Here is a 15,587-nt window from a genome sequence, read left to right on the forward strand (position 1 = left end):
GACAATAGCATGGCAAGAAAGAAAAACGTTTCATTGAAGGACATCGCCTTAAAGTCGGGCGTATCAACGGCTTTGGTTTCCTATGTGCTGAATGGCAAGGCCCAGGAAAGCCGGGTAGGGAAGGAGACGGCTGCGCGGATATTGCAGGTAGCCGAGGAATTAAATTACCAGCCCAACCTGATTGCAAAAAGCCTAAGGAGCGGGAAGTCATTTACGATCGGCCTGGTCATTGCCGATATTGCCAATCCGTTTTTTGCAAACATTGCCCGGATTGTCGATGACGTGGCCCGGAAGTATAATTACACCATTATTATAGGCAGTTGCGACGAGAATGCGGAGAAGTCGGCCAACGTGCTCCGGGTAATGATCAATCGCAAAGTAGACGGTTTCATTATCGTTTCCTCGGAAGGGTCGGAAGAACAGCTCCGTTACCTCCAGCAGCAACACATCCCGTTCGTGTTGCTGGACCGGCATTTCCCCCAGCTGAAAACAGATTATGTGGTAACCGACAACCACCGGGCGGCGTACGACGCGGGCATTCACCTGGTGGCCGGCGGCTACCGTAAAATCGGGATGATGGCCTACGATACCACCCTGTTCCATATGCAGGAACGGATAAAGGGCTACCAGGACGCATTGCATGACAGCGGGATTGTGCTGCAGGAAGGCTGGCTGCGCAAAATCAACCAGTTCAATGTAAGCGAGGAGATCAATGCCGCACTGGAGGAAATGCTCCGTGCGGACGACCCGATAGATGCCATGATTTTCTCAACGAATGACCTGGCGGTGAACAGCATCAAATACCTCAACCGGCTGGGTTTGAAAATACCGCAGGTTTTTGCGGCGGTGAGTTTCGGACAGGCAGAGTGGTTCGACCTGTATCAGTGCCCCATTTCTTATGTAAAGCAATCCGTCGACCTGCTTGCGACAAAAGCAGTGGAAATCCTGATTAAGAACCTCGACCGCACGGACGACAACCGGGTGGAGCAGGTCCGCATTAATGCAACGCTGGTGACCCGCGCGTCTTCCCGACCCAAAGCGGACGTGCTGTAGGGATTTGCTGCATGTGCGGACAATTCCGGGTGATACGATCACCAATAAGATGGATATCGCTTTAATTTTCGGTTTTACCGGCCGGATTGCCGGAAACGGAAATGAATAAACAACGAACCGCTGGCAAACGGAATGCATAAGCGCGGGTCCGTGTTGGAATGGGGCAACAGCTATATTACCCGTGATAATCGATTTTCCACAGGATACTACCCCGTATTTTTTTGCGAAGTGTACCAAAACACCGTTACGGTAAGCTACTTTCAGCCTTTTTATTTTTTCTCAAAAAGTTTGCAAACCAAATTTTTAAATTTATATTTGTTAGATAAGTATTGCTGCCAATAGCAAAACCGAGAATAAGATTATTTTTCATTAGTACACGAATTGAGGGCGCTCTTTTCCTTTTAGTACAATTGCTTAATCGATTAATTGATGTAAAGCCAAAGAAGCTTAATCGATTAAATTATTATAAACCTTTATAACAATTCAGCTATGCAAAGACGTGGTTTCCTAAAATCGGCGGTAGTGGGTTCGGCGGCACTTGTCGCGGGTACCGCCTTTTCCCGGGCGCTGGCCGCTCCAGCGGCTCATTCGGCCGCTTATTCTGATTTCAAGATCAAGAAAATCCGCTATTACAGTGCGCCGGGATATAATAAGCCACTGTTTAACCAGGCCCGGGGTATCGTGGAGATCGAGACCGACTCCGGCATCATCGGCATCGGAGAGGGTGGGGCAAAGGATGTGGTGGAACAGTGCGCGCAGATGATCATCGGTGAGGATCCTTTCCGCATTGAACACATCTGGCAATACCTGTACCGCGGCATGTTTTACCCGCCGGGCCGGGAGAAACTGCATGGACTGGGTGCCATAGAGATGGCACTTTGGGACATTAAGGGGAAGGCACTCGGCGTGCCGGTATATGAGTTGCTGGGCGGGGCTACGCGCAAATATGTGGAATGCTATGCCACGGGGTTCCGCGCATCCAAAGCCACGAACGAAGCCGACCGGGCACGCGACTGCATTGCTGCAGGACTGCGGTGTTACCGCATCGGTCCGACCGGAGGTAACGGAAAAGATCCATTTGATTTTTATACGCATGTAAACCAGACCATCGAATACGCCCGGCAGATTGACCAGGCGGTTGGTGGCAATGGCAATTGGGCGATCGATCTCCACACGCGGTTCGACCTGACGGACGGCATTAAGATCTGCAAGGCCTTTGAAGAACTCCAGCCTTATTTTGTAGAGGATATCGTGCGGTCCGAGAACCCGGGGGTATATGAGCAGGTCCGGCAGATGACCAATGTTCCGATCGCGGTGGGCGAGCAGTTCGGCGACCGCTGGGATACCAATGAACTGGTTGAGAAAAAGCTGATTGACTACAGCCGGATGACACTCCCCAATACCGGCGGCATTACCGAATACAAGAAAATTGCGGCCATCTGCGAAACGCATTATGTGGGGCTGATCCCGCATTTTACCGGACCGCTTTCCTCGGCTGCGCTGGTACATGTGCTGGGTTCGAGCAGCCCGACCCGCTGCATGATGGAACTGGCGGGCGGTGAACCCGAACGGCCGGCTTATTTCAACGAAGATTACATCGATTTCCGGGAAGGGAAACTATACTTAAAACCCGAACCGGGGCTCGGGGTTACCTTTGATCCGAAAAAGGCAGATCTCGTCATGGAGATTACGGAAAACACGCCGTTTCCGCATCCGTACCTTAAAAGTCCGGATGGTGCTATCCACAACTGGTGATACGCCAATTTAACACAAGTAATAAACCAACCAATTATGACTATGAAATCAGAACGTTTACAAGTAAACAAGCTGGAGCTGCAAGGCATTCGGCTCGCTTGTTGGTGCCTGATACTGGCACTTTTTACGGTTCCGTCTTTCGCCCGTCAGCAAAATGCCGTACGGGGGCAGGTGACAGCCACGGACGGCAGCGCCCTGGCTGGCGTTAGTGTACAGGTCAGGGGCAGCGGCGCCGGCACGGTAACCGACGGGGAAGGAAATTACACCCTTCAGGCAGGTGCGGATGCTGTGCTGGTATTTTCCTACGTGGGATACAGCACGCAGGAAATCAGGGTCGGCACGCAAGCTACCATCAACGTACAGCTGCAAACCGACCTCGCTGCGCTGGATGAAGTAGTGGTTGTGGGATATGGTACCCAGCGGCGGACCGACCTGACGGGTTCGGTGGCCTCCATCTCACCCACCGAATTTGAGGAACAGCCGGTGTCGCGTGTCGATCAGGTACTCCAGGGCCGGGCAACCGGCGTGCAGGTATCCAACGCCAGCGGCGCGCCGGGAAGTGATGCCCGGATCCGGATCCGCGGCGCGAATTCGGTACTTGGCGACAATAACCCGCTGTATGTGGTAGACGGTTTCGTGGGTGTTGATTTTAATACCATCAACCCGAACGATATTGAAAGCATCCAGATACTGAAAGACGCGGCTTCCACGGCGATCTATGGTAGCCGGGGTGCCAACGGGGTGGTGATCGTAACGACAAAAAAGGGGACAAGGAGCGGGTTTAACGTGACGTATTCGGCACAGGGTTCCCGTTCTTACCTGATCAACCGGTGGGACGTGCTGAATGCCGGGGAATTCGCGGATATTGCCAATACACGCTCCGACGATATGGGTATTTCCCGGATTTTTACCGACCAGGAGGTGGCCGATTTCAAACAACGTGGCGGAACTGACTGGCAGGACCTCGTTTTCCGTCCGGCCTGGGGCCAGCAGCACCAGCTGACGGTTTCCGGCGGGGGTGAGAAAACTACCTACATGGTATCCGGAAATTACCTGAACAACGACGGGATTATTAATAATTCCGGCTTTAAAAGGTATATGTTCCGTTCCAATATCAATTCCAACCTAACCGATGATATCAGCATCCGGGTGAATGCGACGGGATCACGCACGGAAAACAGCAACACGAACCTAATGAGCGGCACCGGCAATCCGGTAGTGCAGGCCCTGTCGTGGGCGCCGACAACCTCGGCCTATGATGCCGATGGCGGATTTACAGCCGCCGATCCCGTCGGGTCGGTCATGGTCAGTCCGGTTGCGCTGATGTATGACCGAGCGAACCTCAACCAGGGAAACTTTGTTAACCTGATCGGTGGCCTGAATTACCACCTGCCGGTGGAAGGGCTGACGCTCGACCTGCAATACGGCGTGAATTACCTGAACCGGCAAAGCCAGTCCTATAACGGCCCGGTGGTCAGCCGGAACAATCCGAGCGCCTCGCGGTCGTCGGCCGAGGACTGGACGTTGCAGGGCACGGCATCGTTGTCCTATAACCGCGTATTCAACGAAGCGCACCGTGTGGATGCGGTCGCTGTTTTTGAAACGCAGCAGTTCGTCACCAATAATTTTTCGTCCACTGGCAATGGACTGAAATTCCCGTCATTGGAATACTATAACCTACAGCTGGCCAACTCCTTTGCCGTGGGAACCGGGTTCAGCAAGTGGACCCTGCTTTCTTACCTCGGCCGGGTGAACTATGCGTTCCGCGATAAATACCTGCTGTCGGTGGCTGTACGGCACGACGGATCCTCCAAATTCGGCGAGGGCAACAAATACAGTACGTTCCCCACCGTAGGCATCGGCTACAACCTGGCCGAGGAGACATTTATCCGGGACCTCAATGTATTCCACTCGCTGAAACTGCGTGGCAGCTGGGGAAAGACCGGCAGCCAGGCCATCAACCCCTATGCTACGTTGTCCTCTTACAACACCAACGCGCCGGTTGCGTTTGACAATTCAGGCATTGCAAGCGGCATTATGCTGGGCAACCCGGGGAATCCGAATCTCCGGTGGGAAACAACCGAGCAGGTGGATATAGGGCTGGAAATGAGTTTCTTCCAGGGGCGTCTTGCGCTGGAAGCCGACTACTTTAATAAAAACACCACCGACCTGTTGTTAAATCAATCGCTCCCGGCATATGTGGGTGGCGGATCCCTGACCAAAAATATCGGCGAGGTGCACAACAAGGGTTTTGAAGTAGCGCTGCGTGGCATCATTCTCGACTCAGACGACTGGAACTGGACCAGTAACTTCAATGTTTCACGGGTCACGAACGAAGTGGTCAGCCTGGGTGGGATTGCCCCGCGCATCGGCCAGGGCACCGGAGTTGGTGCGGGCATGTCAACCACCAACGAATTCATGCTGATTCCGGGTTATTCGCTCGGTTCGTACTGGGGACTGAAGTACCTGGGTACCTGGAAACCTGGACAGGAAGCCGACGCTGCCGTGTTTAATGCAAAGCCGGGCGACTCCAGGTATGAGGACATCAATGATGACGGAGAGATCACGACGGACGACTTCCAGGTGATCGGCCGGGGCATTCCAGCGACTACCGCGGGCTGGAACAACACCGTTTCCTATAAATCATTCACGCTGAATGTATTCTTCCAGGGGGTATTTGGTATAGACAAGCTTAATTATACACGTGCAGCGGCAATGTCCGGAAGCGGGGATGCCCGGCAGTACATCCTGTCGGAGATCAAGGACCGTTACATTCCGGGGGTAAATGAAACGTCGGATATTCCGGCATTCAGCGCTACCAATGTCGTCTATACCCAATCGAGCCGGTTCATTGAAGATGGCAGTTACATCCGGCTGAAAAACCTGAGTCTATCCTATAAGCTGCCGACCCTGAATAAGCTGGGTATATCCGTTTTTGTCAGCGGAACCAACTTATTTACCATTACCGATTATAAGGGTATTGATCCGGAATCCAGCAACATCGGCTCCGGTACGGATACGGCACAGGGTATTGATTACGGGGCATACCCCAACTCGCGTACCTATACGGCCGGCGTTAACTTAAGTTTTTAACGATCATGAAAGGAATTAAGATCATGAAAAGAAATTTAATATGGGCATTGGGCGCTGCCGTGATCATGGTGGCGGGATGCAAGAACTATTTGGATGAAGATATCCGGGGTGGGTTGCTGGGCGCCCAGGCGCTGGAAAGCCAGGAAGGGCTGGAAGCTGCGCTGACCGGTGCATATAAGGGCTGGGCAAACACCTGGGGCTATGGGTTTATCCATGCCACAGGCATTGCCGCCACCATGGGGGGCGACGATGTGACTACCCATAAGGCGAGTAACAAAGCGGATTTCCGGGAGTTTGACCAATTTGCCGTACCGGCCACCAACCAGCGTACACAGGCGCTGTACAACGGGTGCTATAAAGCGATACAGGGCGCAAATAACATCATTGCGAACTACCAGAATACCCAGGGTGATGCGGCAACCATCGATGCGATTGTCGGTGAAGCATATTTCATCCGCGCGGTTTCCTATTACTGGCTGGTCCGGTTATATAAGGATATTCCGCTTATTCAACAGGCAGAGTTTTCGGAGGACCTGCTGGCCATCGGAAAAAGCGGTCCGGAAGAAGTGTATAACTTAATTGTAGGCGACCTGCAAAAGGCTGAAGAGCTGGTTCCCAATACCAAACGTGATCCTGGACGGCCAAACAAGGGCACGGTGAAGGCCTACCTGGCCGATGTTTATTTAACCATGGCAGGCTGGCCGCTCAAGCAGACGGATAAATATGCCCTGGCGGCCGCGAAAGCCCGTGAGGTTATTGAAAATAAGGACCTGTACGGTTTCCGGCTGCTGGATACTTATACCGAACTGTTTGAAAACGATCCGGAAAAGAACGGAACGGCCGAATCAGTTTTCCAGATTTCCACCTTTATGGGCGTTGGCTCCACAAACAATGCGAATTACGGATTCTCGGCCATGCCGGGTGAAGAGGGGGGATGGGACGACTTTTTTGCGGAGCTTAACTTCTTCCGTGATTTCCCTGAGGGCCCGCGCAAAGACGCAACGTTCCGGACCACATTCGTAAAAGGTGACGGCAGTACCATATCGTGGGAAGACAGCCAGACGCAACACCCCTATTACTATAAGTATTACCAGAAGGACGAAGTGAAGAACTGGGCATCGCAGATACCGGAATCCATGATGCGCTACGCACATGTGCTGACCATTTATGCGGAAGCCCAGGCGCGTGCCACCGGTACGCCGGATGATCTGGCATACGAGTGCATCAATGCCATCAGGCAACGGGCTGAACTTGATCTTTTTGAAAACATGTCGGGTCCGGAGTTTGCGGATGCGGTGGTGCAGGAACGCGCATGGGAATTTGCTGCGGAACGCACCCGGTGGTTCGACCTCGTGCGGCTCGAGCTGGTGGCGGAAGCCAATAGCAATAAAGACGCTAACGACCTGCAGCCGATTGGCACGCTCACGGAAGAAAACTACGTTTTCCCGTTACCCTTTTCGGAAACATCAGCCAACCCGAATCTATAATTTAAATTTGGACGCCAGGCGCGGGATAACCCCGGTTATCCTCCGCCTGGCACTTTTTTGACATCAGATGAAATTGCATACGCTTTCTGTATTAGCCGTTACCCTGTTATTTACCGCCTGTCAGTCAGCCATTGATCCCTTAAACAGGGATTGGCCCGCGTATGGCGGGAACAAGGCCGGCAATCGATATGCCGACTTAACGCAGATTAATAAAACCAATGTTGATTCACTTCAGGTAGCGTGGATTTATGATTCCGGTGACAACGACGGTACCACCGGATGGACGCGGATGGTGGAATGTCAGCCAATTGTGGTGAATGGTATTTTTTATGGAACGACAGCTACGATGAAGTTGTTTGCCGTGGATGGCGTTACGGGGAAGGAATTGTGGAAATTTGATCCGTTTGGCCAGTCGGATAAAAAGCCGGTATTCCACCCGATCCGGGGAGTTGCCTACTGGGAAGACGGTGATGACAAACGGATTTTATATGGCGTGGGCCCCGTACTGTATGCCATTGATGCGACAACGGGCAAAAAGGTAACCGGTTTTGGCGACGATGGTGGAACGAGTCTGTATCAGGGACTGGGCGACCTCGACTCGATCGGACGCGATGTGTCTAAACTGCTCGTGGATTTAACCACACCGGGGGTAGTCTATCGTGATCTGCTTATTATCGGATCACGGGTATCCGAAGGCGGCGATGCCGCGCCGGGGTATATCCGGGCGTTCAACATCCGGACGGGCGAACTCGCCTGGACTTTCCGGACCATTCCATTGCCGGGCGAAGAAGGGTACGAATCCTGGGCACCCGGTGCATATAAGAAAATGGGCGGTGCCAATAACTGGGCGGGCCTGGTAGTGGACGAAAAGCGGGGCATGGTGTATGCCGGGACCGGATCCCCTTCCGTCGATTTCTATGGCGGCGACCGCGAAGGGCAGAATCTGTTTGCAAATTCGGTGCTGGCACTGGATGCCGGGACCGGAAAGCGGATATGGCATTTCCAGACCGTTCATCACGACCTGTGGGACCTGGATCTCCCCACACCGCCGAACCTGATGACGGTCACCCATAACGGCCGTAAAATTGATGCGGTTGCCCAGGCAACCAAGGATGGCTATGTATTCCTGTTCGACCGGGAAACCGGTGAACCGCTGTTTCCGGTAGAGGAAGTACCCGTACAGGGCTCCTATGCCCTGCCAGGGGAACACCCGTGGCCTACACAGCCCCGGCCCACGAAGCCGCGGCCTTTTGCCATGCAGGTGCTTACGGAAGACAGCCTGACCAACCGCACACCCGAGGCCCGTGCTTATGTGCTCGACCGATTCAGAAACAGCCGGTACGAAGGCCGTTATACCAATCCCAGTATGGAAGGTACGTTGTTTTTTGCGTTCGGCGGAGGCGCGGAATGGGGCGGCAATGCGGCGACTCCCGACGGCATCCTGTATCAGAACTCCAATAACATGCTTTGGTGGCTGCAGATGCGCGAGAACCCGAATTACGGCCAGACAGCGGCAGCCCGGTCGACCGGACAGGCACTGTTCAACACCAACTGTGCATCCTGCCATGCGATTTCAAAGGAAGGTGCCGGTAGTACTGCTGCCCAGGCTATTCCCAACCTGTGGAACGTCGGCGATCGCCTGACGCGGAAACAGATTACCGCGCTGGTCGAAAGCGGCAGCGGACGTATGCCGTCCTTCCAGCACCTGGAGCGGCAGGAACGCGAGGCCATCATCGATTACCTGCTGCAGGGGAACAAACCGGATGCGGAACGTGATTTTCATGCCGGACCCGCAGATCTTGCGAACACGGGAGCCGATTTTCCGTATATTCCGCCCTATTTAAATAATGGGAATATCCAGTTCCGCGATCAGGAGAATTATCCGGCGATTAAGCCGCCCTGGGGATTGCTCAATGCCATTGATATGAACACCGGCGAATACCTGTGGCAGGTGCCGCTGGGGGAATACCCCGAACTAAGGGCACAGGGCATTCCACCAACGGGCACCGAGAACCACGGCGGTCCGGTGGTGACGGCTGGCGGACTGGTTTTTATTGCCGCAACTTATGACGAAAAAATACGGTCGTTTGACCGCGATACCGGTGAAATTTTATGGGAACATCAGCTGCCGGCGGGTGGCTTTGCTACGCCCATTACGTATATGATTGACGGTAAACAATACGTTGCCATCGCTGCGGGCGGTGCGCGATACGGGCTTAAATCCGGAGGGACTTACGTGGCTTTTGCTCTTCCATAATTGCATTTAACAAAAAACTAGATAAGAAAGGAAATATGATTACTGCTAAGATTAAAAATTACCGTTGGTACATACTGGTGCTGTTATTCGTGGCCACGACCATCAACTACCTCGACCGTCAGATTATCGGGCTGTTAAAGCCCATTTTGGAAGCGGAGTTTGACTGGTCCGAAACGGACTTTGCCTATATTGTGATGGCATTTACTGCGGCCTACGCCATCGGCCTGCTTTTCTTCGGCTGGTTTGTCGATAAGGTCGGCACCAAAAAGGGATACTCCATCATCGTCGGCATCTGGAGCCTGGCAGGCATGCTGCATGCCGTGGCCAGGGGTGCCTGGGGTTTTGGTATCGCACGTTTGGGACTCGGCCTTGGCGAGGCCGGTAATTTTCCGGCGGGGGTAAAGGCGGTATCCGAGTGGTTTCCGAAAAAGGAAAAGGCGCTGGCCACCGGTATTTTTAATTCAGGCACCAGCGTTGGTGTTGTTGTTGCGTTATTGCTTGTTCCTTGGATATTAAGTCATTACGGCTGGCATGAGGTGTTTTTGATTACAGGTGCCCTGGGATTTATCTGGATGATCTTTTGGCATTTTATGTACAGTGTTCCAGCTAAAAATAAATGGATTACCGATGAGGAGCGCGAACTCATCCGTACCGGACAGGAAGAGGGGGAAGTACAGGAGAAGGTGTCGATTAAATGGCTCAAGCTTTTCTCTTTCCCCCAGACATGGGCATTCGTTGTCGGAAAGGCATTTATTGATCCCATATTCTGGTTTTTCCTGTTCTGGCTACCGGCCTATTTTTCGAGTACCTTTAACCTTGACCTGACCAAGCCGAGTCTGGAGCTGATGATTATTTATACGTCGACCACGGTGGGCAGTATCGGTGGCGGCTATTTGTCGTCGCTGCTGATCAAAAGGGGATGGCCTACACTCAAAGCCCGGAAAACGGTGTTGCTGGTGTTTGCGCTGTGTGAGATCTCCATCATTTTGGTTCAGTTTGCATCGAACATGTGGATGGTGGTGGCGCTCATCAGCTTGGCGGTTGCTATCCACCAGGCATGGGCTACGAACGTATTTACCATCGCGTCGGATCTATTCCCCACACAGGCCGTCAGCTCGATTGTCGGGATCGGCGGAATGGCAGGGGCCGTTGGCGGAATCCTGTTTCCGATGCTGGTGGGCACACTCCTGGATTACTATGAAGGGCTTGGCAACATTACGGCTGGCTACAATATTTTATTTACGGTGTGCGGATTTACGTATCTGATTACTTTTGCGATCATCCACCTACTGACGCGAAACCCCAAGCGTGTGAAATTGGAAGATATTGTGAGTCAGTGATATATAGCAAACAAATTAACCAATTAAATCAGTTAACTAAAATGTAACAAATTATGACAGCAAAAAGAAAACCTAGTATGTCGAGAAGGGCTGCCATCCAGTCGGTGCTTGGTGTGGCGGGTGCAACCGCCCTGTCTCTTCCGCAATCGGTCTATGCCATGCAGGATGGGAAAGGCAGGCCAATGGCCGGACAGATCAAAGGGAACGGGGAGGTGAAGATCACAAAGCTGGAAACATTCCTCGTCAAACCGCGGTGGATTTTCCTGAAGATCCACACCGACGTGGGCGTGGTGGGCCTGGGTGAACCGCTGCTGGAGGGACGGGCACTGACCATCCAGACTGCTATCAAGGAAATTGAACCGTATCTGATTGGTAAGGACCCCCGGAATATCGTACACCACTGGCAGGCCATTTACCGGCATGCTTTTTACCGTGGCGGCCCGATACTGACCAGTGCGCTCAGTGGAATTGACCATGCGCTGTGGGATATTAAGGGAAAGCTGCTGAATGTGCCGGTATGGGAGCTGCTCGGCGGTCCTACGCGCGACCGTGTGCGGGTCTATGGACGAGCGTCCAATGCCGAACAGATGAGGCAACGCAAAGCGGAAGGGTATACCGTCATCAAGACTGGGGTAGCGAAGGAGCATCCGGCTGATTTTGTGGAAAACCCCAAATTCGTGAAGCATGCAATCGATAATTTCGCATCGCTCCGGGACGCGGGTGGGGACGACATGGATATTGCGATTGATTTTCACGGCAGTATCCCGCCGCAGACATCCAAGCTGCTCATTAAGGAAATGGAACCTTATCAGCCTTATTTTATCGAAGAACCCTGCCAGGCGCAGAACCTGGACGTACTGGCGGAGATTGCCCGGAGCACCCATATTCCGATTGCCACCGGCGAGCGGGTCTATACGAAATGGGGATTCCGCGAGGTACTGGAAAAGGGGGCAGCCAGCATCATCCAGCCTGATCTTTGCCATGCAGGGGGAATCACGGAAGGGCGGATCATTGCCGGAATGGCGGAGGCCTATTACGTGCCTATTGCACCGCACAACCCGATGGGACCTATTTCGCTTGCGGTAGGACTTCACCTGGCAGCCAGTGTGCCTAATTTCCTGGTACAGGAGCAGGTTTCCCTTGGAGAAGGTTACCTGAAAAACCCCTTTCAACTGCAAAAGGACGGCACCGTACTCATTCCACGGGGTCCGGGTCTCGGCATTGAACTCGATGAGGACCAGCTGGCCGACAAAATCGGACACGACTGGCGGAATCCGGAATCCTACAATGCATTGGACGGCTCGGTGGTCGATTGGTAATCGACCGACACGATTAAATCGGGCTTTTTGTCCTTTTGTTTAATCGATTAAACCAAATAGTACTAACCAATTATTCATTTTAAAACCTTTTATCATGAAAACAAAAAAATCGCTTTTTTATTGGTTTCTGATAATGAATCTATGTCCGCTGGCCAGTTTGGCAGTGCCGGGTAATCCGGCTCCGGAAAAAGGGGATCATTGGGTTCAGGAGGAGATCAATGGCACGGTTACGGACGCCGAAGGCACGCTGCTTTCGGGTGTTACGGTCCGGGTCAAGGGTGCGGAAACTTCGACGGTTACCAACGACAACGGGCAGTATGCCCTGCGCAATGTACCGGCCACGGGGGTGCTGGTATTTACGTCGGTGAGTTTTGTGGCACAGGAAGTTCAGCTGGAATCCGGCCGGACCACCTACAACGTGCAATTGCAACGGGATGAGCGGCAGATCGGCGAAGTGGTGGTGACGGCGCTTGGTATTAAGCGCGAGGCGCGGTCGCTTGGCTATTCCACGGCAACCGTGGGCGGCGAGGACCTGAGCGTTAACCGGACCTCCAACCTGGTGGGATCGCTGCAGGGAAAGGTATCGGGGGTGAATATTTCAAGCATGTCTACCGGTCCGGGTGGAACCAGTAAAATCCGGATCCGCGGCCAGTCTTCTTTCAGTGGCCAGAACAGCCCGTTAATTGTTGTGGATGGTGTACCAATCAATAACCAGAACTATGGCATCGGCGGGGATTTCGGTAATCGGGCGGCCAATAATTCGGATGGCGGTGATGGGTTATCGAGCATTAATCCGGATGATATTGAATCGCTGACCGTGTTAAAAGGAGCGACGGCGGCTGCGCTGTATGGCTCGCGGGCAAAGGACGGGGTGGTCATGATCACCACCAAGAACCGGGGGGAAGGACAGGGTTTGGGACTTCAGTATAATGTCAACTTCACGGCCGAAACACCCTTGGATTTTACGGATTTTCAGTACGAATACGGTCAGGGAGAAGGCGGCGTGCGGCCTACGTCCCCGTTCCCCACATCCGGGGTGTGGAGTTTCGGTGAAAAATTTGAGCCGGGGATGACGCAGATCCTGTTTGACGGAGAAGAATGGCCTTATGAACCCGTAAGGAACCGGATACGCAGGTTCTATAATACGGGGAAAAACCTGACCAATACCATTACGCTCTCCAACAACGGGGATAACGGCGGATTCAATCTTTCGCTGTCAAACACGGATAACCGGGGTATTGTTCCCAATTCCGAATTTAACCGGAAGACGGTTAACCTGGGATTCATCCAGACCATCTCGCGGAACAAGAAACTGACGGTACAGGGGAATATCAATTATTCGAATGAACAGAACCGTAATCCGCCGCAGACCAACACCCAGGATTTTGCAACGGCTACGGTGATCAATACCCTGGCCAATTCGATGCCCTTCGAGGCGCTGGAGCAGAACCAGCTGATGCCCAACGGCGATGAATTTGTCTTTTCGCGCTTCCTGGTGAGGAATAACCCTTACTATTCGGTAAACCAGCATTTTGAAAACATCAAACGCGACCGTCTTTTTGGCAACATTCTGCTCAAGTACCAGTTTGCGGACTGGTTGTATGTGCAGGGCCGCATCGCGCAGGATTTTTATAGCCGCGACCAGGACTACAACATTCCGAACGGCTATGCACCGATTGCTGAAGCGCCGGTAGGTTTTGTGAATGGCGCCTATACGCAGGATACGCGACGGTTCAGGGAGCAGAACTTCGATTTCCTGGTCGGGGCAAACCGCACGTTCGGTGATTTCAATATCGACCTTACCGTTGGAGGTAACCAGCGGTTTGAGCGGATGGATTACAACAGCGTAACGGTTACGGATTTCATTCAACCGAACTTATATACGATCATGAATGGCCGGGTGAAGGATCCGTTTTACAGCATTTCGGAGAAGAAAGTCAACTCGTTATATGGAGCAGCCACCGTCGCCTTCCGCGAATACCTGTATATCAATGCCACGGTGCGTAACGACTGGTTTTCTACGCTGGCGCCGGGAAGTCGGAGTATCCTTTACCCTTCGGTTACCGGTAGCTTTCTGTTCTCGGAGGTATGGCAGATGCCCGATTGGATCAGCTTTGGAAAACTGCGCGCAGCATTTGCCCAGGTGGGTGCGGATAACGTGGCGCCCTATTCCAACGCATTGTATTATAGCGTGAATAACAATTTAATACCAACACCGTCGGGTCAACAGGTGCCTGTGGGCCAAATCAATACCGGAACAATCCCCAATGCCAACCTGCGCCCGCTGCGGGTTACGGAGGCCGAGGCCGGTATCGAGCTGCGGCTGTTCAACAATATCGGGCTGGACCTGACCTACTACCGGAAAATCACGGAAGACCAGATTCTCGCCGCTCAGGTGTCGGACGCTTCGTCTTATACCACGCGGCTGATCAATGTGGGTAAAAGTATGAACCAGGGGGTGGAGTTCCTGATTTCGGGTACGCCGGTCCAGACCGATGCCTTCCGCTGGGATATCGCATTTAATGCATCTTTCAATACGTCCGAAGTACTGTCCCTTGGCCTTACCCCGGCCGACACGATGATCACCGTGGGTGGCAGCGGCGGCAGTACGCTCCGGCAGGTGGTGGGAAAGCCACTCAGTCAATTGTATGTGTTTGGCTACCTGCGCGATGAGCAGGGGAGAAAGGTGTTCGACGAGAATAGCGGCCGTCCCATGCGGGATCCCGATCCGATCAATGTCGGTAGTGCACTCCCGAAATATTTCGGCGGGATTACCAATACGTTCAATTACAAGGGAATATCGCTTTCGACGTTGATCGACTTTAAACTCGGAAACAAAATGATCGGCGGCTCCAATATGAACTACATCCGCCACGGGCTGCACAAAGTGACCCTTGGCGGACGGGAAGAAGGTTATGTGATCGGCGAAGGGGTAAACCCCGATGGCGGAATAAACGAAACGCAGTCGGCATTGCAGCCGTTCTACGAAAGCACCAATGTACTGGGGATATATGAAGACCTGGTATTCAACGGCGGCTACTGGAACCTGCGGCAGGTAACATTAAGCTATGATTTCAGCAAGCTGCTGCCGACCAATTTCTTTGTAAAGGGCTTAACACTGAGCGCGGTATCCAACAACGTCCTGACCATCAAGAAATGGACGGATAACATGCATCCGGAAATGGTAAGCAGCAATTCCGACAACGCTGTGGGCCTGGACTTCTGGCCCAGCCTGCCGCTTACCAGAAGCTTTGGATTTAACCTCAGCCTGAAGTTGTAGTCC

General features: G+C 53.0%; 9 protein-coding genes. 8 read left to right on the forward strand and 1 reads right to left on the reverse strand.

Features of this window, described 5'->3' with window-relative positions; genetic code table 11:
- Positions 1-9 precede the first annotated feature (9 nt).
- Positions 10-1,053 (forward strand): LacI family DNA-binding transcriptional regulator, encoded by a 1,044-nt coding sequence (locus NEV57_RS08925; protein ID WP_257657968.1) that lies wholly within the window; start codon positions 10-12, stop codon positions 1,051-1,053.
- Between the two features lie 244 nt (positions 1,054-1,297).
- Here NEV57_RS08925 and NEV57_RS08930 read toward each other — a convergent pair whose 3' ends face one another.
- Positions 1,298-1,423, reverse strand: a complete 126-nt coding sequence (locus NEV57_RS08930; protein ID WP_257657969.1) for a hypothetical protein — start codon at positions 1,421-1,423, stop codon at positions 1,298-1,300.
- A 119-nt stretch (positions 1,424-1,542) separates the two neighbouring features.
- On the opposite strand from NEV57_RS08930, the gene NEV57_RS08935 reads away from it, so the two are divergent.
- The 7 genes from NEV57_RS08935 to NEV57_RS08965 all read left to right on the forward strand — a co-directional run bounded on the left by NEV57_RS08935 (position 1,543) and on the right by NEV57_RS08965 (position 15,584).
- Complete coding sequence (locus NEV57_RS08935; RefSeq protein ID WP_257657970.1) at positions 1,543-2,808, forward strand: mandelate racemase/muconate lactonizing enzyme family protein; 1,266 nt, start codon at positions 1,543-1,545, stop codon at positions 2,806-2,808.
- A gap of 36 nt (positions 2,809-2,844) precedes the next feature.
- Positions 2,845-5,901 carry a SusC/RagA family TonB-linked outer membrane protein gene (locus tag NEV57_RS08940; RefSeq protein WP_257657971.1) on the forward strand — a complete coding sequence of 1,019 codons (3,057 nt, stop codon included), beginning with the start codon at positions 2,845-2,847 and terminating at the stop codon, positions 5,899-5,901.
- A 23-nt stretch (positions 5,902-5,924) separates the two neighbouring features.
- Positions 5,925-7,388 (forward strand): RagB/SusD family nutrient uptake outer membrane protein, encoded by a 1,464-nt coding sequence (locus NEV57_RS08945; protein WP_257657972.1) that lies wholly within the window; start codon positions 5,925-5,927, stop codon positions 7,386-7,388.
- A 67-nt stretch (positions 7,389-7,455) separates the two neighbouring features.
- Positions 7,456-9,645, forward strand: coding sequence for an outer membrane protein assembly factor BamB family protein (locus NEV57_RS08950; RefSeq protein WP_257657973.1), 2,190 nt, complete (start codon positions 7,456-7,458; stop codon positions 9,643-9,645).
- A gap of 35 nt (positions 9,646-9,680) precedes the next feature.
- Positions 9,681-10,985, forward strand: coding sequence for an MFS transporter (locus NEV57_RS08955; protein ID WP_257657974.1), 1,305 nt, complete (start codon positions 9,681-9,683; stop codon positions 10,983-10,985).
- Between the two features lie 77 nt (positions 10,986-11,062).
- A complete protein-coding gene (gene dgoD / locus NEV57_RS08960; RefSeq protein WP_257657975.1) occupies positions 11,063-12,304 on the forward strand; it encodes a galactonate dehydratase in 1,242 nt (413 codons plus the stop codon).
- A 94-nt stretch (positions 12,305-12,398) separates the two neighbouring features.
- Positions 12,399-15,584, forward strand: a complete 3,186-nt coding sequence (locus NEV57_RS08965; RefSeq protein WP_257657976.1) for a SusC/RagA family TonB-linked outer membrane protein — start codon at positions 12,399-12,401, stop codon at positions 15,582-15,584.
- The last annotated feature ends 3 nt before the right edge of the window (positions 15,585-15,587 follow it).

The sequence above is a fragment of the Parapedobacter lycopersici genome (genome assembly GCF_024643285.1).
In the GTDB taxonomy this organism is placed as follows: Bacteria; Bacteroidota; Bacteroidia; order Sphingobacteriales; family Sphingobacteriaceae; genus Parapedobacter; species Parapedobacter lycopersici.

Bases quoted from the DNA above. Each gene is read 5' to 3' on its own strand.
- NEV57_RS08925 (WP_257657968.1), top strand. From the start codon at position 10: ATGGCAAGAAAGAAAAACGTTTCATTGAAGGACATCGCCTTAAAGTCG.
- NEV57_RS08930 (WP_257657969.1), bottom strand. From the start codon at position 1,423: ATGAAAAATAATCTTATTCTCGGTTTTGCTATTGGCAGCAATACTTAT.
- NEV57_RS08935 (WP_257657970.1), top strand. From the start codon at position 1,543: ATGCAAAGACGTGGTTTCCTAAAATCGGCGGTAGTGGGTTCGGCGGCA.
- NEV57_RS08940 (WP_257657971.1), top strand. From the start codon at position 2,845: ATGACTATGAAATCAGAACGTTTACAAGTAAACAAGCTGGAGCTGCAA.
- NEV57_RS08945 (WP_257657972.1), top strand. From the start codon at position 5,925: ATGAAAAGAAATTTAATATGGGCATTGGGCGCTGCCGTGATCATGGTG.
- NEV57_RS08950 (WP_257657973.1), top strand. From the start codon at position 7,456: ATGAAATTGCATACGCTTTCTGTATTAGCCGTTACCCTGTTATTTACC.
- NEV57_RS08955 (WP_257657974.1), top strand. From the start codon at position 9,681: ATGATTACTGCTAAGATTAAAAATTACCGTTGGTACATACTGGTGCTG.
- dgoD (WP_257657975.1), top strand. From the start codon at position 11,063: ATGTCGAGAAGGGCTGCCATCCAGTCGGTGCTTGGTGTGGCGGGTGCA.
- NEV57_RS08965 (WP_257657976.1), top strand. From the start codon at position 12,399: ATGAAAACAAAAAAATCGCTTTTTTATTGGTTTCTGATAATGAATCTA.